At 64.8% G+C, this 19,177-nt stretch carries 17 protein-coding genes; 13 read left to right on the forward strand and 4 right to left on the reverse strand.

Translation table 11 applies throughout. From position 1 onward, the window contains the following. Positions 1-9 precede the first annotated feature (9 nt). The 3 genes from FJ974_RS00475 to FJ974_RS00485 are packed head-to-tail and all read right to left on the reverse strand — an operon-like array spanning position 10 to position 2,872. On the reverse strand, positions 10-492 hold the full coding sequence (locus tag FJ974_RS00475; RefSeq protein ID WP_140533387.1) for a MarR family winged helix-turn-helix transcriptional regulator: 483 nt from the start codon (positions 490-492) through the stop codon (positions 10-12). Then, the gene (locus FJ974_RS00480; protein ID WP_140533388.1) at positions 492-2,063 is read right to left on the reverse strand and encodes a phytoene desaturase family protein; all 1,572 of its coding nucleotides are present in this window, start codon (positions 2,061-2,063) and stop codon (positions 492-494) included. The genes FJ974_RS00475 and FJ974_RS00480 overlap by 1 nt, the downstream gene beginning before the upstream one ends. Before the next feature lie 17 nt (positions 2,064-2,080). Next, on the reverse strand, positions 2,081-2,872 hold the full coding sequence (locus tag FJ974_RS00485; protein ID WP_140533389.1) for a cyclase family protein: 792 nt from the start codon (positions 2,870-2,872) through the stop codon (positions 2,081-2,083). 118 nt (positions 2,873-2,990) lie between these two features. On the opposite strand from FJ974_RS00485, the gene FJ974_RS00490 reads away from it, so the two are divergent. The 12 genes from FJ974_RS00490 (at position 2,991) to FJ974_RS00545 (ending at position 16,528) form a co-directional block, all read left to right on the forward strand. Beyond that, positions 2,991-4,565, forward strand: coding sequence for a phytoene desaturase family protein (locus FJ974_RS00490; RefSeq protein ID WP_140533390.1), 1,575 nt, complete (start codon positions 2,991-2,993; stop codon positions 4,563-4,565). A 94-nt stretch (positions 4,566-4,659) separates the two neighbouring features. Then, positions 4,660-6,186, forward strand: coding sequence for an ABC transporter substrate-binding protein (locus FJ974_RS00495; RefSeq protein ID WP_140533391.1), 1,527 nt, complete (start codon positions 4,660-4,662; stop codon positions 6,184-6,186). A gap of 185 nt (positions 6,187-6,371) precedes the next feature. Beyond that, positions 6,372-7,379: an ABC transporter permease gene (locus tag FJ974_RS00500; protein WP_140533392.1), complete on the forward strand. Its 1,008-nt coding sequence runs from the start codon at positions 6,372-6,374 to the stop codon at positions 7,377-7,379. Then, a complete protein-coding gene (locus tag FJ974_RS00505; protein WP_140533393.1) occupies positions 7,372-8,220 on the forward strand; it encodes an ABC transporter permease in 849 nt (282 codons plus the stop codon). Before FJ974_RS00500 ends, FJ974_RS00505 begins: the two co-directional genes overlap by 8 nt. Beyond that, positions 8,217-9,107, forward strand: a complete 891-nt coding sequence (locus FJ974_RS00510) for an ABC transporter ATP-binding protein (RefSeq protein WP_140533394.1) — start codon at positions 8,217-8,219, stop codon at positions 9,105-9,107. The genes FJ974_RS00505 and FJ974_RS00510 overlap by 4 nt, the downstream gene beginning before the upstream one ends. Beyond that, the gene (locus FJ974_RS00515; protein WP_140533395.1) at positions 9,100-9,915 is read left to right on the forward strand and encodes an ATP-binding cassette domain-containing protein; all 816 of its coding nucleotides are present in this window, start codon (positions 9,100-9,102) and stop codon (positions 9,913-9,915) included. Before FJ974_RS00510 ends, FJ974_RS00515 begins: the two co-directional genes overlap by 8 nt. Before the next feature lie 108 nt (positions 9,916-10,023). After that, the gene (locus FJ974_RS00520; RefSeq protein ID WP_140533396.1) at positions 10,024-12,318 is read left to right on the forward strand and encodes a bifunctional salicylyl-CoA 5-hydroxylase/oxidoreductase; all 2,295 of its coding nucleotides are present in this window, start codon (positions 10,024-10,026) and stop codon (positions 12,316-12,318) included. Between the two features lie 325 nt (positions 12,319-12,643). Beyond that, positions 12,644-13,402 (forward strand): SDR family NAD(P)-dependent oxidoreductase, encoded by a 759-nt coding sequence (locus FJ974_RS00525; protein WP_140538999.1) that lies wholly within the window; start codon positions 12,644-12,646, stop codon positions 13,400-13,402. Next, complete coding sequence (locus FJ974_RS00530) at positions 13,396-13,866, forward strand: MarR family winged helix-turn-helix transcriptional regulator (protein ID WP_140539000.1); 471 nt, start codon at positions 13,396-13,398, stop codon at positions 13,864-13,866. The genes FJ974_RS00525 and FJ974_RS00530 overlap by 7 nt, the downstream gene beginning before the upstream one ends. Beyond that, on the forward strand, positions 13,863-14,675 hold the full coding sequence (locus tag FJ974_RS00535) for an enoyl-CoA hydratase family protein (RefSeq protein WP_140539001.1): 813 nt from the start codon (positions 13,863-13,865) through the stop codon (positions 14,673-14,675). Before FJ974_RS00530 ends, FJ974_RS00535 begins: the two co-directional genes overlap by 4 nt. Positions 14,676-14,912: 237 nt before the next feature. Continuing rightward, positions 14,913-16,061, forward strand: coding sequence for an acyl-CoA dehydrogenase family protein (locus tag FJ974_RS00540; RefSeq protein ID WP_140539002.1), 1,149 nt, complete (start codon positions 14,913-14,915; stop codon positions 16,059-16,061). 71 nt (positions 16,062-16,132) lie between these two features. After that, on the forward strand, positions 16,133-16,528 hold the full coding sequence (locus tag FJ974_RS00545) for a RidA family protein (protein WP_140539003.1): 396 nt from the start codon (positions 16,133-16,135) through the stop codon (positions 16,526-16,528). Between the two features lie 237 nt (positions 16,529-16,765). Here the strand turns inward: FJ974_RS00545 and FJ974_RS00550 are convergent, their stop codons facing one another. Then, a complete protein-coding gene (locus tag FJ974_RS00550) occupies positions 16,766-17,857 on the reverse strand; it encodes an LLM class flavin-dependent oxidoreductase (protein ID WP_140539004.1) in 1,092 nt (363 codons plus the stop codon). A 487-nt stretch (positions 17,858-18,344) separates the two neighbouring features. Here FJ974_RS00550 and FJ974_RS00555 point away from each other — a divergent pair, with 487 nt between their 5' ends. Then, positions 18,345-19,142 (forward strand): ABC transporter substrate-binding protein, encoded by a 798-nt coding sequence (locus FJ974_RS00555; RefSeq protein WP_140539005.1) that lies wholly within the window; start codon positions 18,345-18,347, stop codon positions 19,140-19,142. Positions 19,143-19,177 lie beyond the last annotated feature (35 nt).

A 19,177-nucleotide genomic window follows, 5' to 3' on the forward strand; every position in this document is an offset into this window, starting at 1 on the left:
CGCGTACAACTAAATCTCGTGCTTGCGGATGTTCTTCAGCATCTTCTGCAGCGTAGCGATCAGCGCGGCATATTCGGCGTCGTCGATGCCGTCGAACATCGCCTCGAAAGCGTCGTGCATGGCCGGCCAGGCGCGGGTGAACAATGCCCGCCCGTCATCGGTCAGGAATACGTGGCGGAAGCGGCTGTCGCTGACGCCCTGCTCGCGCCGCACCAGCCCCTGCCCTTCCAGCGTATCGAGCGTGCGGCTGAGCGTCGATTGCTCGATCACCGTGTAGACCGAGAGATCGTTGACGGTGATGCCGTCGGTGACCGACAGCACGGCCAGCGTGCGGACCTGCGGAATGGTCAGGCCCTGCTTGCGAAAATCCTCGCGCAGCGTGGCGTTGTAGCGGCCCATGATGCGGTTCATCAGATAGGGCGCGAATTGCTGCAGGCCGATCTGGCCGAGGGTCGAGATGCGCTGGCGCTTCTCGAGCGGCTTCTGATCCATCAGAGCCTCCTCGCCAGGAGAAAGCCGGAGCCGCCGCCGAGGCCGGCGCCGGGGTGGGTGGAGGCGCCGATATGGTAGAGGCCCTTGATGCCGGTCTCGTGGTTGCGGCTCGCCTTGAACGGCCGCCACAGGAAGGACTGGTCGATGGTGGAAGAGCCGCCATAGGGATCGCCGCCGACCAGGTTGATGTTCATGGCTTCGAGATCGGCCGGCGAACAGGCGCGGCGCGCGATGACCGTCTCGCGGAAGCCATCGATATGATTGGCTAGGATCGCCTCGACCCGGTCGGCATAGGCCTCGCGCAAGGGTTCGGTCCAGCGTCCGTCGGCCGGCGCTTCGAGCTTGCCGGCGGCATCGCCCTTGATATAGCGCGGCGCCTCCGGCAGTTGCAGCCACAGGATCGCCTTGCCCTCAGGGCAGCGCGACGGATCGAGTGCGTGCGGCTGGCCGACGCAGATGGTCGGCACTTCCGGCAGCAGGCCGCGCACCGCCTCGTTGCAGGCCTTGGAGACGCCGTCGAGGCCTGGCGTCAGATGCAGCAGCGCCACCTTGTCGAGGCCCTCGCCGCGCCAGGCCGGCGGCTTGTCCAAGGCATAGTGGATCTGGAAATTGCCTTTGCCGTAGCGATAGTTCTGCGTGGCCTTGGCTGCGTCCTCGGGCGCATCCTTGCCGAGCAGGCGGCCATAGAGCTGGGTCGGGGTGACCGAGCAGATGACGCTCTTGATGGCGTTGATCGTTTCGCCTGAGGCGAGCCGCACACCGGTGGCACGGCCGCCGCCCTGGACTATCGAGGCGACGTCGGCATTGACGCGGATGCCGCCGCCGCGCTCGCGGATCAGCGCCTGGAAAGCGGCAAGCAGGTTTTTCGCGCCGCCCTTGACGATCGGCGCGCCGGCGGCCTCCAACGCGAAGGCAATAACCTTGGCGATCTGGCCGGAAAAGGCGTCTTCCGGTCCGAGGCCGGCATGCAGCACCCAGGGCGCCCACAGCGCGCGGACGGTGTCGGATGTGTAAGCCGTTTCTAGCCAGCCCCGCGCGGGTACCAACGCCTCGCCGAGAAAGGCGGCGAGATTGCGCGGCCCGCGCCGCCAGGCCTCGCTGGCCATCAGCTTCGTCGTTGGATAAGACCACAGCGCGCCGCCAAGCAGGCCGAAGAGCAGGCCGGCATTGCGCTTTATGTCGCCGACATCGCGGCCGTGGCGGTCGCCGTCGCCTGATGCGATCTTGTTCAGCGCCGCGATGTTGGCGGCGCGGTCGGTGGTGAGCACGGCATGGCTGCCGTCAGGCCTGAGCACGCCGGTGGGCGTCGCGGTATGGCAGAACTCCAGCCCGTGCCGCGCCAGGTCCTTGCCGAGCGCCGCATAGGCCGGCGAGGTGATGAACAGCACGAAGGTCGTCGCCATCACATCGTGGACGAAGCCGGGCGCCGTGATCTCCTCCGTGCGCATGCAGCCGCCGACGCGGTCGTTGCGCTCGAGCACGAGCACTTTGGCGCCTTTGGCGCCAAGCATCGCCGCGCAGACCAGGGCGTTGATGCCGCTGCCGACGATGATGTGATCGACATCGCTCATCGTCGTGGCCTTAAGCCTTAGCCTCGTGGCACCAGCGCCAGCGCGCGGATCGGGCTGCCGGTGCCGTGCTCGATCTTGAGTGGGGCAGCGATCAGGATCGCGCCTTTCGGCGGCAGTTGATCGAGGTTGCACAGGCTGGCCAGACCATAGCGGTTGGCCTTGTGCATCAGCGTATGCGCCGGGAACGGCGGTTCCATGCCGCCGGCCTTGCCGGCATCGGTGCCGATCGTCTCCGAGCCCCAGCCCTTGATGTCCTTGCCGATCAGGAACTGGATGGCTTCCGCCGTTGGGCCAGGCGTGTGCGGGCCGGTCTCGTTGGCGTTGAGAAACTCGGCCTCCGAGCCGTTGCGCTTGTACCAGTCGGTGCGCATCACCACCCATTCGCCCGGGTTGATGGCGCCATGCTCTGCTTCCCAGGCCTTGATGTGGTCCACGGTGAGCAGGAAATCGTGATCGGCGGCGGCTTCCTTGGAGCAGTCGATGACATTGACCGGGCCGACGAAATTCTGCGCCGGAATGGTGTCGGTGGCGCCGTCCGGATAGTCCTTGCCGGTGATCCAATGCTGCGGTGCGTCGAAATGCGTGCCCGAATGCTCGCCGAGCTTCAGCCAGTTCCAGGCCCACCACGGACCGTTCTTGTCGTATCTGGAGATGGCGTGGATCTCGACCTTCGGCGTGTCGACGGCGAGTTCCGGCGGCAGCTTGATCAGCGGCGTATCCGGCCCGAGCGGCGCCGACAGGTCGACCACCTTGATGGCGCCCGAAAGCAGCTGGCCGGCGACCTCGCCGAGGAGTTCTTGCGTGTCCATGGTCTTTCGTTCCCTCTTTCTCGTGATGATCAAGGCTCGTTGCGGCCCTTAATATCCTACTAGACGAAAACATATGCATCTGCAATTATCTTTAAGCATAAAGCATCTGGGGCGGGGCGTGAGCGAGTTCGACGCCATCTTTGTCGGAGCGGGCCATAACAGTCTGGCTTGCGCCGCGCATCTGGCGCTCAAAGGCTGGAAAACCGCGGTTTTTGAACGCGGTGCAACAATCGGCGGCGCCGTCAGGACGGCGGAATATACGCTTCCCGGCTTCCGGCACGATTTCGGCGCGATGAATCTGAGCCTGTTCGCCGGCTCGGCCTTCCACCGGAAATATGCAAATGAATTGAAAAGCCACGGGCTGGAATTCGCCCCGGTGGCCGATTGTTTCGCCAGCGCCTTCCCGGACGGGAAATGGTTCGGCGTCAGCAACGACCTGGAAAAGACCGCGTCGCGGCTGGCCGCCTTCTCGGCGGCGGACGCGGCCACATGGCGTAAGCTGGTCGGTGCTTTTCCGGGGGAAGCGGAGCATTTGTTCCGCCTGCTGGGTTCGCCGATGAGCGTGCGCGCGCTCGCCGGCACGGCATGGAATCTCTGGCGCAAGAAGGGCATTGCCGGCGCGCTCGATACGGCGCGCCTGCTGTTGTCCTCGCCTCGCGCCTGGCTGGATGAAAATTTCGAGACGCCGCATGTCAGGGCGACGCTCGCCGCCTGGGGCATGCATCTCGATTTCGCGCCCGACATCGCCGGCGGCGCCGTGTTCCCCTATCTGGAATCGATGGCTAACCAGAGGTTCGGCATGGTGCTCGGCAAAGGCGGCGCCGATACCATCATCCGGGCGCTTGCCGGCATGCTCAAGGCGGCCGGCGGCAAGATCATAACAGGCGCGGAGGTGTCGGAGATCACGGTTGCCGGCGGAAAGGCGACGGGCGTGCGGCTGGCTTCCGGCGATTTTCATGCCGCCAGCAAGGCCGTCATTGCCGGCGTCGCGCCCAAGGCTCTGGCGGGCAAGCTTCTGCCCGGCGGATCGGGCGATGCCGGCTTCGATGCGGCGATGAAGACATTCCGCCACGCGCCGGGCACGATGATGATCCATCTGGCGCTGGACGACCTGCCGGACTGGCGCGCCGGCGCCGAGCTTCGCCAATTCGCCTATGTGCATCTGGCACCGTCGCTCGATACGATGTCGCGCACCTATCAGCAAGCGGTTGCGGGCCTGTTGCCGGACGAGCCGGTGCTGGTCGTCGGCCAGCCGACGGCGGTCGATCCGTCGCGGGCGCCCGTCGGCAAGCACGTGCTGTGGGTGCAGGTGCGCATGCTGCCTGCCGAAATCCTTGGCGATGCTGCAGGAAAGATCGAGCCTGCCCCTTGGGATATAGTCAAGGATGCCTATGCCGAGCGCGTGCTCGACATTATTGAGGCCTATGCGCCAGGATTGAGGCGGAGGATTCTCGGCCGAGCGGTCTTCTCGCCGCTCGACCTCGAGCGCGAGAATCCGAACCTGGTCGGCGGCGACCAGATCTGCGGCAGCCATTACCTGGCGCAGAATTTTCTGTTTCGCCCGGCGCGCGGCTTTGCGCGCTGGAACACGCCGGTCGCCAACCTCTACCTCACCGGCGCCGCGACATGGCCCGGCGCTGGCACGGGTTCTGCGTCCGGCTACATGCTCGCCCAACAGCTCGGAGGGAATTAGAATTCCAGGACGGGAAGTGCGCGGTTGCCCGGGAACCTGAACCGACGGATCGATTACGCCGCGCAAACAATGACAATCAACAAGGGGAACGACCATGACCATCAACAGACGCGATCTTCTCGGATACAGCGCCGCAGCGATCGGCACCGCCACGCTCGGCTTGCCGAAGACGGCAAAAGCGGCGGACGAGCTGACCATCGCCTACAACGTCAACCTGCCGTCCTGGGACCCGACCACCGGGCCTTCTGCCGTCAACCCGACAATCCAGGGCCTCTACCAGTCGGTGTTCGACCAAATCATCGGCCAGAAGCCGGACCTGTCCTTCACGCCCGGCCTGCTCACCGAATGGGGCTGGAACGACGACCGCACCAAGGTGATGATGACGGTGCGCGACGGCGTCACCTGGCATGACGGCTCGCCCTTCACGGCGGAGGACGTCGTGTGGTCGCTGCAGCGGGCCGGTGACGAGAAGACCGGCAATCCGATCCAGTTCGTCTGGAAGAACGTCAACAACTTCAAGATCGACGGCAACAAGATCACCGGCGACGTCGTGCAGTTCGACCCGGTCTATTTCAAGTGGATGTCGTTCCTCACCGGCTACATCCTACCGAAGGCTTATTACGAGAAGGTCGGCGCGGAAGGCTTCGAGAAGGCGCCGATCGGCACCGGTCCCTACATGGTCGACAAGTTCGAGCGCAACGCCTTCCTGCGGCTCAAGGCCAATCCGCATTACTGGGGCGCCAAGCCGGCCTTCGAAAACGTGACGATCAAATTCGTCACCGATGCGGCAAGCCGCGTCGCCGAGATCGAGTCGGGTTCTTCGCAGGTGACGCTCGAAATTCCGTATGAGGAGTATGACCGGCTGATCGCCAAGGACGGGCTCGCCGGCTCGATCAAGAACGTCTCCGATATCGGCATGATCTTCTTCAACGACATCGAGGCGATGCTGGACAAGAATGTCCGCCAGGCGGCCGTGATGGCAGTGGACAAGGACCTGCTGGTCAAGCGGCTGCTTCGCGGCTACGGCCAGCCGATCGCCACGCTGGAGACGCCGGAATATGCGGCGTTCGATCCATCGATCAAGGTCGAGCACAATGCGGAAAAGGCCAAGGAACTGCTCGCCGCTTCCGGCTATTCGCCCAAGAAGCCGGTCAAGTTCACCATTCAGACGACCAAGGGCTTCAAGCCCAAGGACTATGAGATGATCCAGGCGATCGTCGGCATGTGGCGCAAGGTCGGCATCGAGGCCAATATCGAGGTCTACGAGATCGCCAAGCATTACGAGCTGCGCGCCGCCGACAAGCTGGCGCCGGCCGCCTTCTACAACTGGGGCAACTCCATCGGCGACCCGACCACATCGACCGGCTTTGCCATGTACGGGCCGAGCCCGCATTCGGTGTGGGACAGCCAGGACCTGATCGACATGATCAACCCGCTGTGGGGCGAGAAGGACGAGGCCAAGCGCATCGCCGGCTGGAAGGCGGTCGACAAATACATCGCCGAGCAAGCCTATGTGCTGCCGCTGATGCAATATGCCCAGCCGATCGTGCATTCGAAGAAGGTCAATGTCGTGCAGCACGTGTCCGGCGCGCTGCTTCCGGCGCTGATGACCCCGGCCTGATCATCGGCCTTGCTCCTGCCGGTCTTCGCCCGGCAGGCCCCCGCATCCGGCCGCTTCGCGGCCACCTTCTCCCCGGTGGGGAGAAGAGACTAGCTCAGCCGTCTGCGACCTCTTCTCCCCTCGGGGAGAAGGTGGCCGCGAAGCGGCCGGATGAGGGGGAGTCCGTTCAGAGTGATTACGCCAGCATGCTGCTGCAAAGATTCCTCGTTCGTCTGGTGACGATGCTGGTGACGCTGTTCGGCGTCGCCATCGTCGTCTTCGTCGTCATCCGCGTCGCCCCCGGTGACCCGATCGCGATGATGCTGCCGCCCGGCGCCAGCAATGACGACATCGCGCGGCTGCGGGCGCTCTACGGACTGGACAAGACCATCGTGCAGCAATTCTTCATCTGGCTTGCCGGCGTCCTCAGGGGTGATTTCGGCACTTCGATCTCGCTCCGCCAGGACGTGCTCGGCCTTGTCTTCAACCGGCTGCCGGCGACGCTGGAGTTGGCCACCGTCGCCCTCATCATGGCAGTGGCGATCGGCGTCAGCGCGGCGATTCTCGGCGCGCGCGAGCGCGGCACGGCGGTCGAGGCCGGCATCGATATCGCCAGCGGCGCGACGCTCTCCATTCCAGACTTCCTCTGGGGTCTGGTGCTGATCCTGCTGTTCGGCGTGCTTGTGCCGGTGTTCGATATTTCCGGCAGGGTGTCGCCACAGCTCGACCTGCCCTTCGTCACCCAGTTCTATCTGATCGAGAGCATTGTCAGGCTCCGCTTCGACCTGACCTGGGATCTGCTGAAGCACATGCTGATGCCGTCGATCGCGCTGGCGCTGCCGCTGGCGGCGATCATCGCGCAGCTTTTGAAACAGTCGCTCAACGAAGTGCTCGACCTCGACTATGTCGTGCTGGCTCGGGTGAAGGGCTTTTCCGAGACACAGGTGATCCTGCGCGAGGCGCTGAAGAACGCCGCGCTGCCGACGCTGACGCTGGTCGGCGTGCAGTTCACTTTCCTGATCGGCGGCACGGTCATCGTCGAGCGGCTGTTTTCCTATGAAGGCCTCGGCAATATGGCGATCGACGCCGTCATCAACCGCGATTTGCCGCTGATCCAGGGCATCGTGCTGGTGTTCGCGCTGCTCTTCGTGCTGATCAACCTTGCCGTCGACATGATGTATGCGCTGCTCAATCCGAGGCTGCGCCATGGATGAAGCCCGCACGCCGCGACGCAGGCTGAGCCCGCGACTGTGGTTGGCCGGCGGCTGGCTGCTCGTCGCACTGCTGGCGGCGATCTTCGCGCCCCTGATCGCGCCGCAAGACCCGCTGGCGCAGGATCTGATGCTGGAGCGCCTGCCGCCCTTCTGGCTCGACGGCGCCGAGCCCGGCTATTGGCTGGGCACCGACAGCCTCGGGCGGGATCTGTTGTCGCGGCTGATCTTCGGCGGTCGCATCGCCTTTGTCGTCGCCTTTGCCGCCGCGTCGGCTGCCTGCCTTGTCGGATCGGCATTGGGGCTGATCGCCGGCTATTTCGGCAGCTGGGCGGACCGCATCATCTCGCGCATCGTCGACGTCTGGATGGCCTTCCCGCCGGTGCTGTTCGCCATCCTTCTGGTGGCGGTGCTGGGCACGGGCTTGAGCTCCGTCATCATCGCGATCGCCGTCATCGACTGGACGCGCTTTTGCCGGGTGATCCGCGCCGAGGCGTTGGGCCAGTCGCGCATGGACTACGTCGAGAACGCCCGCATCGCCGGCTATGGCCGCATCGGCATCATGCTACGCGAGGTGCTGCCCAATGTGGTGCCGTCCATCGTCGCGCTTTTGTCGCTCGAAATGGGCATCGCGATTATCGTCGAGGCGATCCTGTCCTTCGTCAATCTGTCGATCTCGACCGACGACCCGACCTGGGGCGGCATCATCGCCGAGGGCCGGCTGTCGATCCATCAGGCCTGGTGGGTGCTGGTGTTTCCGCTGATAACGCTCATCCTCACCGTGCTGTCCTTCAGCCAGTTCGGCGAAGGGCTGAAGGCGCGTTTCGACCCGGTGCTGCGATGAGCGCCGCCGCCAAATCGTGCCTCGACATCCGCAACTTGAGCGCCGTGCTGCCGAACGGCCAGCGCGTGCTACGCTCGGTCTCGCTGGTGGTCCAACCCGGCGAGGTGCGCGCGCTGGTCGGCGAGAGCGGCGCCGGCAAGACAATGATCGGCAAGGCAGTGCTCGGCGTGCTGCCGAAAAGCGTGCGCATCGTCGAGGGCGAAATGCTGATCGAGGGCGAAGACCTCGGCCGTCTCGACGCCAAGGCGCGGCGGAACCTGATCGGCGCGCGCACAGCGCTGATTCCGCAGGATCCGCTCACCGCGCTCAATCCGTCGCGCCGCATCGGCTCGCAGATGACGGACCGGCTCGTGCGCATCCTCGGCTGGAGCGGCCAGCGGGCGGATCAGCGCATACGGCAGTTGCTCGACGAGGTGCATATCCGCGACCCGGAGCGCGTGCTGAAATGCTACCCGCACGAATTGTCCGGCGGCATGCGCCAGCGCGTGCTGATCGCGGCGGCCTTCGCGGCGGAGCCCAGGCTGATCGTCGCCGACGAGCCGACGACGGCGCTCGACGTGACCGTGCAGAAGCAGATCCTGCGGCTCATCGCGCAGTTACAGCGCGACCACGGCACCGCGATCCTGTTCGTCACCCACGACCTCGGCGTCGTCGCTAAGATCAGCCAGAAGGTGTCGGTGCTCTTTGCCGGCAAGGTGGTCGAAGAAGCCGAGACGGCCGCGCTCTTTGCCGCCCCGCAGCACCCATATACGCGGGCGCTGATGGCGGCGACGCCGCGCTATACCGATCCGCTGGCGTCGCTGAAGCCGGTGGACGAAACCGTGCTCGCCGGGCTTGCGGCGGAGATCGCGGCGGCAGACCAGGCATGGAGGCCCGGCCATGGCTGAGCCGCTCATCTCCGTGCGCGGGCTGAAGGTGGCACTGCCAGACATGACGCGTAAGCCGCTGATCGGCCGGGCGCCGCTGGCCGAGATCCTGAAAGGGCTCGATTTCGACCTGCCGAAAGGATCGGTCACCGGCATCGTCGGCGAATCCGGCTCGGGCAAGTCGACGCTCGGCCGCACGCTGGTGCGGCTGATCGAGCCGAGCGCCGGCTCCGTCCATTTCGACGGGCGCGACATCAGCCATCTTTCGGACGCCGAGCTGAGGCCTTTGCGCCGCGACCTGCAGATGATCTTCCAGGACCCGATGTCGTCGCTCAACCCGCGCCGCACCATTTTCAGCATCATCGCCGCGCCGCTGAAGCAGAACGGCCTCAGCGACAGGCTGAAGGAGCGCATCGCTGAGGCCTTGCGGCGCGTCGGCCTGCCGCAGAGTTTCGCCAGCCGCTACCGACATGAATTGTCGGGCGGCCAGCGGCAGCGCGTCGGCATTGCCCGCGCCCTGGCGCTGTCGCCGAGATTCGTGCTGGCCGACGAGATCGTCTCGGGCCTCGACGTCTCGACCCAGGCGCAGATCCTGACGCTGCTGGAAAAGCTGGCGGCGGAGATGGGGCTGACGGTCGCCTTCATCAGCCACGATTTGTCGGTGATCCGGCGGCTCTGCCAGCAGGTCATCGTCATGCGCGAAGGCGTGATCGTCGAGGCCAGCGCCACCGATGCGCTGTTCGAAAACCCGCAGCAGGCCTATACGCGCGACCTGCTTGCCGCCATTCCCCTGCCCGAGATCGATGCGGACTGGCTGACGTCCCGATAGCGGCAAGTCGTCATGATTGGCCCCTTCATCTTAGAAATTTTAAGCTTGAAACAATTTGCATGACACGCCATGATGCGTGTGGGCGAAGGCAAAGAGGAGATCGCAGGCATGAAGGTTGCGGTTCTCGGCGGCGGACCGGCCGGGCTCTACTTTGCCATCTCGCTGAAACTCCGCGACGCCGCGCATGAGGTGACGGTGTATGAGCGCAACCGGCCGGACGACACGTTCGGCTGGGGCGTGGTGCTGTCGGCCGAAACACTCGAGAACCTGACCAAAAACGACCCGGTCAGCGCGGTCTGGATCCGAAAGCATTTTGCCTATTGGGACGACATCGCGGTCATCCATGGCGGTGTGCGCACGGTCTCGACCGGCCACGGCTTCTGCGGCATCGGCCGCAAGCGGCTGCTGATCCTTCTGCAGCGCCGCGCCCGCGAGCTCGGCATCAAGCTGATGTTCGAGACCGACATCGCCGATCCCAAGCCGTTCATGGAAACGCACGACCTGGTGGTCGCCGCTGACGGGCTTAATTCCAAATCCCGCGCCACTTTCGCCGATGTCTTCAAGCCCGATATCGACATCCGCAAATGCAAGTTCGTCTGGCTCGGCACGACGCAGAAATTCGACGACGCCTTCACCTTCATCTTCGAGAAGACGGAGCTTGGCTGGGTGTGGGCGCATGCCTACCAGTTCGACAGCGAGACCGCGACCTTCATCGTCGAATGCAGCGAGCAGACCTGGGAGCGCTTCGGCTTCGGCCACATGACGCAGCAGGAATCGATCGCGGCCTGCGAGCGCATTTTTGCAAAGCATCTCGGCGGCCATCCGCTGAAGACCAATGCCAACCATATCCGCGGTTCGGCCTGGATCAATTTCCCGCGCGTGCTGTGCGAGCGCTGGTCGTACAAGAATCTCGCGCTGATGGGCGATGCGGCGGCATCGGCGCATTTCTCGATCGGCTCGGGCACGAAGCTGGCGCTGGAGAGCGCTGTGGCGCTGGCCGACTATGTCGAGTCCGAGCCGGACCTCGAGGCGGCCTTCCGCAAATACGAAGATGCGCGGCGCACCGAGGTGCTGAAGCTGCAATCGGCGGCGCGCAATTCGCTCGAATGGTTCGAGGAAGTCGAACGATATCTCGGTTTAGATCCAGTTCAGTTCAATTATTCGCTGCTCACCCGCTCGCAGCGCATCAGCCACGAGAACCTCAGGCTGCGCGACGCCGAATGGCTGGCGGGTGCGGAGGAATGGTTCCAACGCAAGGCCGGCGCCGGCGGCAACAGCTTACGCCGCGCGCCGATGTTCGCACCGTTCAAGCTGCGCGACATGGCGGTGCAAAACCGCATCGTCGTCTCGCCGATGGCGCAGTACAAGGCGGTGGATGGCTGCCCGACCGACTGGCATTTTGCCCACTATGCCGAGCGCGCCAAGGGCGGCGCGGGACTGCTCTATATCGAAATGACCTGCGTCAGCCCCGAAGGCCGCATCACGCCCGGGTGCACCGGCTTCTATAAGCCCGAGCATGAAGTGGCCTGGAAGCGGCTGGTCGATTTCGTTCATGCCGAGACCGAAGCCAGGATTTGCGCCCAGATCGGCCATTCGGGCGCCAAGGGCTCGACCCGCGTCGGCTGGCAGGGCACCGACGTGCCGCTGCCCTCCGGCAACTGGCCGGTGATGGCGCCGTCGGCAATTGCCTGGTCGCCGCAGAACCAGGTGCCGAAGGCGATGGACCGCGCCGACATGGATTTGGTGCGCGATCAGTTCATCGCCTCGGCGCAAATGGCCGCGCGTTGCGGCTTCGACATGCTGGAGATCCATGCAGCGCATGGCTATCTGCTGTCGTCCTTCATCACGCCGCTGACCAACCGCCGTACCGACGCCTATGGTGGCCCGCTGGAAAACCGCATGCGCTACCCGCTGGAGATCTTCCATGCGGTGCGCGCGGTATGGCCGGCTGAAAAGCCGATCTCGATGCGCATCTCGGCCAATGACTGGGTTGGTATCGAGGGCGTGACGCCGGCGGACGCGGTCGAGATCGCGAGACTCCTGCATGAGGCCGGCGTCGACCTTTGCGACGTGTCGGCCGGGCAGACCTCGATTGCCGCAAAGCCTGTCTATGGCCGCATGTTCCAGACGCCGTTCTCCGACCGCATCCGCAACGAGGTCGGCATGGCGACGATGGCGGTCGGCAACATCTATGAGCCGGACCATGCCAATTCGATCCTGATGGCCGGCCGCGCCGACCTGGTGGCGCTGGCAAGGCCGCATCTCACCGATCCCTACTGGACGCTGCATGCGGCCGTCGCCCTCGGCGACCGCGGCGTCAAATGGCCCGATCCTTATCTGCCTGGGCGCGACCAGATCTACCGGCTGGCAGAGCGCGAAGCGGCAGGGGGGCTGAAGGTATGAGCGCTTCCTTGGCCCTAAAGCGGCGGCGTGCCCCCGCCCCTAGCCCTTCCCCTTTATGGCAGGGCAATCGCACATGGCGGCGCCAGCCCCCCACTCCGTCCGCTGCGCGGCCACCTCTCCCCCATGTCCATGGGGGAGAGGAAACCCAAGCCTTCCAACGCCGCGACCTCGGCGGTTGGCGTTTCCTCTCCCTCACCGAAGGTGGGGGAGAGGTGGCTCGGCGAAGCCGAGACGGAGTGGGGGAGCGCCGTACGCGATTGCCCTGCCCCTTGTGGGGAGGGGTTAGGGGTGGAGGTACCCAGCGCCAGCCTTCGGAGGCGTTCGCATGATCGCCGGGACGCACGCCCTCGTCACCGGCGGCGGCTCGGGCGTCGGGCGCTCGATCGCGCTGGCGCTGGCGGAAGCCGGCGTTACCGTCACCATCTGCGGCCGGCGCGAGACGGCGCTCGCGGAAGTAGCCCGCGAAAACGACCGCATCTTTGGCATTGCCGCCGATGTCACCGACGAAGCGGAAATGGCCGCCCTCCACGAGAAAGCGGAAGCTGCGCGCGGACCGATCGACATCGTGGTTGCCAATGCCGGGATGGCCGGCAGCGCCCCGGCGCAAAAGATTTCGCTGGCCGACTGGCGGCGCACGCTCGAAGTCAACCTGACCGGCGCCTTCCTGACGGTGAAGCCGGCGCTGGTCGGCATGCTGGCGCGGAAGTCGGGCCGTATCGTCTTCGTCGCCTCAACCGCTGGCCTCAAGGGCTACGCCTATGTCGCGCCCTATGTCGCGGCCAAGCATGGTGTCGTCGGGCTGATGCGTTCGCTTGCCGCAGAGATCGCCAAATCCGGCGTCACCGTCAATGCGGTGTGCCCTGGCTTCGTCGAAACCGATATGCTGGAAGAGTCCGTCCGACGCATCGTCGAAAAAACCGGCCGCGCCGCCGATGAGACGCGGGCGAGCCTTGCCGCGATCAATCCGCAGGGCCGCTTCATCCAACCTGAAGAGGTGGCCGCGGCGGTGCTTTGGCTGTGCAGCGATGCCGCCCGGTCGATCACCGGGCAGGCGATTTCGATTTCGGGAGGCGAGACATGGTAGCCGGTCCCCTGCCCGCACGCTCGGGTCCCGGCAAGGACAGGCTGCGGCTATGGATACGCCTGCTGCGCGCCTCGCGCACTATCGAGGCGGAACTGCGCGAGCGGCTGAAGAAGGAATTCGACACCACGCTGCCGCGCTTCGACGTGATGGCCGCGCTCTACCGGTCGCCGGAAGGCATGCTGATGAGCGACCTGTCGCGCTTCCTGCTGGTCTCGAACGGCAATGTCACCGGCATCGTCGACCGGCTGGTTTCCGAAGGGCTCGTCACCCGCGCGCGCCGCAACGGCGACCGCCGCACCTCGATGGTGCGGCTGACCGAGGAAGGTGCGCAGACTTTTGCCGCGATGGCCGCGGCGCATGAAAGCTGGATCGGCGAGCTGCTCGGCAATGTCAGCGAGGACGAGGCGCGCCGGCTGGCCGGCATGTTGACCTCGTTCCGCAGCAATTGGGAGGGACGCGAATGACCAACATGGCCGGTCTCAAGCCGAAGCATTTCCTCTGGCAGGTCGAAGGCAGGATCGCTCGCATCCGGCTCGATCGGCCGGAGCGCAAGAACCCGCTGACCTTCGACAGCTATGCCGAGCTGCGCGACACGTTTCGCGATCTCGTCTATGCCGACGATGTCGATGCCGTGGTGTTCCTGCCCAACGGCGGCAACTTCTGCTCGGGCGGCGATGTCCACGACATCATCGGACCGCTGGTCGAGATGGACATGAAGCAGCTGTTAGCCTTCACCCGCATGACCGGCGATTTCGTCAAGGCGATGCTCAACTGCGGCAAGCCGATCATCGCGGCGGTCGACGGCGTGGCGGTCGGCGCCGGCGCCATCATCGCCATGGCTTCAGACATCCGCATCGCCACGCCGGAGGCAAAGACCGCCTTCCTGTTCACCCGGGTTGGGCTCGCCGGCTGCGACATGGGCGCCTGCGCGATCCTGCCGCGCATCATCGGCCAGGGCCGCGCAGCCGAGCTGCTCTACACCGGCCGCACGATGACGGGGGCGGAAGGCGAACGTTGGGGGTTCTACAACCGGCTGGTCGAAGCCGCCGCACTCGAGGCCGACGCGCTCGACATGGCGGCGCGCATCGTCTCGGGTCCGACCTTCGCGCATGGCATCACCAAGACGCAGCTCAACCAGGAATGGTCGATGGGCCTCGACCAGGCGATCGAGGCCGAGGCGCAGGCACAGGCGATCTGCATGCAGACCGGCGATTTCGAGCGGGCTTACAAGGCGTTCGTGGCGAAGGAAAAGCCGGTGTTCGAGGGGAATTGAGGATGTTGTGTCCGTTTAAGAAGGACATGCTGGCGGGACAGCGCCCCCCTCTGTCCTGCCGGACATCTCCCCCACGAGGGGGGAGATCAGCTGTCTCATCGGCCTTCGCAAATCGCCAAGATTGCACGATTGAGCGGGGCGCCCGAGTTGCTAATCTCCCTCCTTGTGGGGGAGATGTCCGGCAGGACAGAGGGGGGCGCCGTAGAGCGCAACGCTTGAGGCACTGCGGAGGCGCAAATGCCTGACCGCTCCTTCCTCGACTGGCCGTTCTTCGAGGACCATCATCGCGAACTGGCCGAACAGCTCGAAGCCTGGTGCGCGAAAAACCTCCCCGTCGATCATCATGATATCGACGCAGCCTGTCGCGCGCTGGTGGCGATGCTCGGCCGCGACGGCTGGCTGGAACCAACTGCGCTCGACCCCGACAATCCGGGACCGCTCGACGTCCGCACGCTCTGCATTATCCGGGAGACGCTGGCCCGTTACGATGGGCTTGCCGACTTCGCCTTTGCCATGCAGGGGCTCGGCACTGGCGCGATCACGCTGTTCGGCACGCCGGAGCAGCAGCAGTGGCTGACAAAAACGCGCGCGGGCAAGGCGATCGCTGCCTTCGCACTGTCGGAGCCGCGTTCAGGATCGGATGTCGCCAACATGGAGATGACGGCTATCCGTGACGGCGACTTCTATCTGCTCTCCGGCGAAAAGACCTGGATCTCCAATGGCGGCATCGCCGATCTCTATATCGTCTTTGCCCGCACCGGCGAGGCGCCGGGGGCCAAGGGAATTTCCGCCTTCATCGTGCCTGCCGAGACGCAAGGGCTCAGCATTGCCGAGCGGCTGGAAACCATTGCCCCGCATCCACTGGCGCGGCTGGCATTCGACAACGCTCGCGTTCCTGTTTCGGCGCTGATCGGCAAATCCGGCGACGGTTTTCGGATCGCGATGTCGGTGCTCGACGTGTTCCGTTCGACGGTAGGCGCCGCGGCCCTTGGATTTGCCCGGCGCGCGCTGGACGAGAGCGTCAGCCGGGCCAACGAGCGCGAATTGTTCGGCGCGCCGATGGCCGATCTGCAGATGGTGCAGGGCCACATCGCCGACATGGCGCTGGATGTCGATGCAGCAGCGCTACTCGTCTACCGCGCCGCCTGGACCAAGGACATGGGGGCCGCGCGGGTGACGCGCGAGGCGGCGATGGCCAAGCTGTTTGCCACCGACCGCGCGCAAGTGGTGATCGACAAGGCGGTGCAGCTGCATGGCGGCGACGGCGTGCGCAAGGGCCACATCACAGAGAGCCTCTATCGCGAGATCCGCGCCCTGCGCATCTACGAGGGCGCTTCTGACGTGCAGAAGGTGGTGATTGCCAGACAGGTGATGGGCGCAGCCTGAAGCAGGTCGCCGGCGGGGTTTTCGAACGTGAATATTGCGAACCGGCTTTTTGTTGAATCGGGAGACTTGAGATGCATGAGATTCTGCAGCCGGAAGGCTGGGCGAAACCGATCGGCTACGCCAATGGCATAGCTGCGCGCGGCCGGCTGGTGTTCGTCGGCGGCCAGGTCGGCTGGAACGCCGGGTGCCGGTTCGAAACCGACGACTTCGTCGGCCAGGTGCGGCAGACGCTCGAGAACATCGTCGCGGTGCTGGCCGAGGCCGGCGGCGAGCCGCAGCACATCACCTCGATGACCTGGTATTTCACCGACAAGGCCGAATATCTGGCCAACCTCAAAGGGATCGGCGAAGCCTATCGCGCCGTCATCGGCCGGCACTTCCCGGCGATGGCCGCCATGCAGGTGGTGGCGCTGGTCGAAGACCGCGCCAAGGTGGAGATTCAGGCGACGGCTGTTATTCCGGAATAAGCGCCCCATCGCTTCGTCATCCACGGGCGGAGCAAGGAGCGATAGCGACGCAGCGCAGACCCGAGGATCCATTCCGTGACTTCGACGCGCAGCATCGGTGCAGAATTCTGTTCCGCTGCGCCCTGCGTCCGGGGTAACGGAATGGATTCCAGGGTCTCCGCGACGGAGCTTCGCTCCTGCTCCGCCCTGGAATGACGAAGTTGCGAAATCCCCCGCCAGCAGGTACCGACCCGGACCTTATCCTCGCAGTCCTGCCTGTCTCAAAATCGGCAGCACGTGGTCGCAGAAATAGGGCAGTTCCTGCGTGTAGTTGACGAAGGACAGCGCGATGCCCTGGTAGCCGTATCCGGCGATTGCCGCCATGTCGGCGGCGATCGTCTCCGGCGTGCCGATCAGCGGATAAGTGCCGGCGCCGCCGGCGAAGCGCTGCCGGTAGCGGTCATAGGCATGCGGGTCGTGCGACTGCGAGAATTCCTTCTTGCCGGCCATGTGGGCATCGACCGCGTCGTGGTCGGCCATGTCGACGGCATAGCGCGCGTAATAGGCCTGCGCCTCCTCCATGGTCGGGCGGCAGACGACATGCGCTACCGTATAGACGCCGACATCGCGGCCCGCCTTGGCGGCCCGCTCGCCGATATCGGCCACATGCATGCCGGCATCGGCCATCTCGGAAAAGGTCGTGAACAGGAAATCGCATTTGGCGGCCGCGAAATCACGGCCTGGCCCGCCGAAAGCGGCATTCATGGTGACCGGGCGTGGCTGCTGCAGGCTGGCCGGCCGGCTGACGGCTTCCTTCAGGCGGTAATAGGTGCCTTCATGGTCGAGAGGCTCGCTGGAGGCATAAAGCCGTTCGAGGATTTCGATCCATTCGGCCGCCTGCTCATAGCCCTTCTCGACCAGCGGCGTGCCGAACATGCCGAATTCCTTCGGATTCCAGCCGCAGACGATGTTGAGGCCGGCGCGGCCGCCGCTGATGTGGTCGACCGTAGCCAGCGCCTTGGCGGCATAGAGCGGATGCACCAGCGGCACATGCACTGTCATGAACAGGCCGATCTGCTCGGTTGCGGCGGCAAGCGCGGCCGCCCAGGTGAAGGTCTCGAACGACCATTCGCGCACCTTGTTGCGGCCGCCAAAGCCGCGCCAGCGCGCGATCGGCAGCATGAATTCCAGCCCCGCCCGGTCGGCGATCTGCGCCGCCGTCAGATTGTCCTGCCAGCCTGCCGTCCAGCGTTCCGGCACGTCGGTGATGGCAAGCCCGCCATCGGCATTGGTCGAAAAGACGCCGAGCTTCAGCCTGTTCGGACCGTGCAGGGGATGCGCTTTGATCATGTTTGGAACCCGCGGCAGGAAATGGCACGCTACGGTTCCGAGAAAATATTTCAAGCCTGAAACAGCTTCGCCTGGCCGCCATTTACGCAAGCCTGGGTGGCAAGGCCGAAGTTTTTTAAGCTTAAAACTTTTGCCTTGAAAAGTCCGGCGCTTTGGATAAGCATTCAAAAATTGATCGTGACTGCCGTGCCCAGCGTGCGGCCCCGTCGCGGCGTTCGGGGTGCGAGGTTTAATCCTTGTCGTTCATGCTGTCCCAGCCAGCGTCTCTGACCAGCGCGCGCTACGCCCGTGAAGGCGTGCGCACTCGAATTTCGCGATCTGCACACAGAAACATCGCCAACCTTGCCGTACGCGCCCGCGAGCAACGGCGCTCGACCGCATGGGTGCCGCCATGAATTGACGCCCTGCCGAAAACTGGGCGGCAAGAAACCGTGCGGGGAGAACCCGCACGAGCAACAACCAGAGGGACAACCCAGAGGGAACAACCATGAGCCTGAACCGTCGAAGCCTGCTTGTCATCGCTGCCGCGATCGGCATCGCCGCCGGCCCTGCCACCGCCTTTGCCGCCGACGTGCTGAATGTCGGCGCCTATCCGACCAACCCGCCGTTCGAATACAAGAACGAGAGCGGCACGTTCGAGGGCTTTGAAGTCGATATCGTCAACGAGGCGGCAAAGCGCATCGGCATGACCACCGACATCGCCGACCTCGGCTTCCAGGCGCTGTTCGCCGCCACCACCTCGAAGCGCATCGATGTGGCGATCTCCTCCATCACCATCACGCAGGAGCGGTTGAAGTCGCAGTCCTTCACCCAGCCCTATTACGATTCCGACATGGGCATCGCCACCAAGACCGACAGCGCGATCAACACGGAAGCCGACCTCAAGGGCAAGGTCGTCGGCGTGCTGTCCGGCTCGACCGGCGAGACCTGGGTCAAGGACCATCAGCAGGCCGACGGCTTCAGCGACGTGAAGGGCTATGACACGCAGCAAAACCTTTTGCTCGACCTCAGCGCCGGTCGCGTCGACGCGGCCGTCAGTGACATCCCCGGCATGCAGTATTCCTTCAAGAAGATGAAGGATCTGACCGTCAAGGAGCGCATCAAGACCGGCGAGCAGTACGGGCTGATGATGACCAAGGACCATCCGCTGCTCGGCAAGCTGAACGACGCGCTGACGGCGATGAAGAAGGACGGCACGCTGGCCGCGATCCACAAGAAGTGGTTCGACAGCGATGCGCCGGCCGACTCCTCGACCGTCAAGGAAATGCCACTGCCCAAGGCCTGAACGGAGACGATGCGAGGATTGTGCCGGCGGCAAGC

The sequence above is a fragment of the Mesorhizobium sp. B1-1-8 genome (assembly GCF_006442795.2).
In the GTDB taxonomy this organism is placed as follows: domain Bacteria; phylum Pseudomonadota; class Alphaproteobacteria; order Rhizobiales; family Rhizobiaceae; genus Mesorhizobium.

What these genes read in the sequence shown, in the direction of transcription:
- FJ974_RS00555 (WP_140539005.1), top strand. Translation starts at nt 18,345, where the DNA reads ATGAGCCTGAACCGTCGAAGCCTGCTTGTCATCGCTGCCGCGATCGGC.
- FJ974_RS00515 (WP_140533395.1), top strand. Translation starts at nt 9,100, where the DNA reads ATGGCTGAGCCGCTCATCTCCGTGCGCGGGCTGAAGGTGGCACTGCCA.
- FJ974_RS00480 (WP_140533388.1), bottom strand. Translation starts at nt 2,063, where the DNA reads ATGAGCGATGTCGATCACATCATCGTCGGCAGCGGCATCAACGCCCTG.
- FJ974_RS00545 (WP_140539003.1), top strand. Translation starts at nt 16,133, where the DNA reads ATGCATGAGATTCTGCAGCCGGAAGGCTGGGCGAAACCGATCGGCTAC.
- FJ974_RS00505 (WP_140533393.1), top strand. Translation starts at nt 7,372, where the DNA reads ATGGATGAAGCCCGCACGCCGCGACGCAGGCTGAGCCCGCGACTGTGG.
- FJ974_RS00495 (WP_140533391.1), top strand. Translation starts at nt 4,660, where the DNA reads ATGACCATCAACAGACGCGATCTTCTCGGATACAGCGCCGCAGCGATC.
- FJ974_RS00510 (WP_140533394.1), top strand. Translation starts at nt 8,217, where the DNA reads ATGAGCGCCGCCGCCAAATCGTGCCTCGACATCCGCAACTTGAGCGCC.
- FJ974_RS00500 (WP_140533392.1), top strand. Translation starts at nt 6,372, where the DNA reads ATGCTGCTGCAAAGATTCCTCGTTCGTCTGGTGACGATGCTGGTGACG.
- FJ974_RS00550 (WP_140539004.1), bottom strand. Translation starts at nt 17,857, where the DNA reads ATGATCAAAGCGCATCCCCTGCACGGTCCGAACAGGCTGAAGCTCGGC.
- FJ974_RS00530 (WP_140539000.1), top strand. Translation starts at nt 13,396, where the DNA reads ATGGTAGCCGGTCCCCTGCCCGCACGCTCGGGTCCCGGCAAGGACAGG.
- FJ974_RS00540 (WP_140539002.1), top strand. Translation starts at nt 14,913, where the DNA reads ATGCCTGACCGCTCCTTCCTCGACTGGCCGTTCTTCGAGGACCATCAT.
- FJ974_RS00475 (WP_140533387.1), bottom strand. Translation starts at nt 492, where the DNA reads ATGGATCAGAAGCCGCTCGAGAAGCGCCAGCGCATCTCGACCCTCGGC.
- FJ974_RS00535 (WP_140539001.1), top strand. Translation starts at nt 13,863, where the DNA reads ATGACCAACATGGCCGGTCTCAAGCCGAAGCATTTCCTCTGGCAGGTC.
- FJ974_RS00485 (WP_140533389.1), bottom strand. Translation starts at nt 2,872, where the DNA reads ATGGACACGCAAGAACTCCTCGGCGAGGTCGCCGGCCAGCTGCTTTCG.
- FJ974_RS00520 (WP_140533396.1), top strand. Translation starts at nt 10,024, where the DNA reads ATGAAGGTTGCGGTTCTCGGCGGCGGACCGGCCGGGCTCTACTTTGCC.
- FJ974_RS00525 (WP_140538999.1), top strand. Translation starts at nt 12,644, where the DNA reads ATGATCGCCGGGACGCACGCCCTCGTCACCGGCGGCGGCTCGGGCGTC.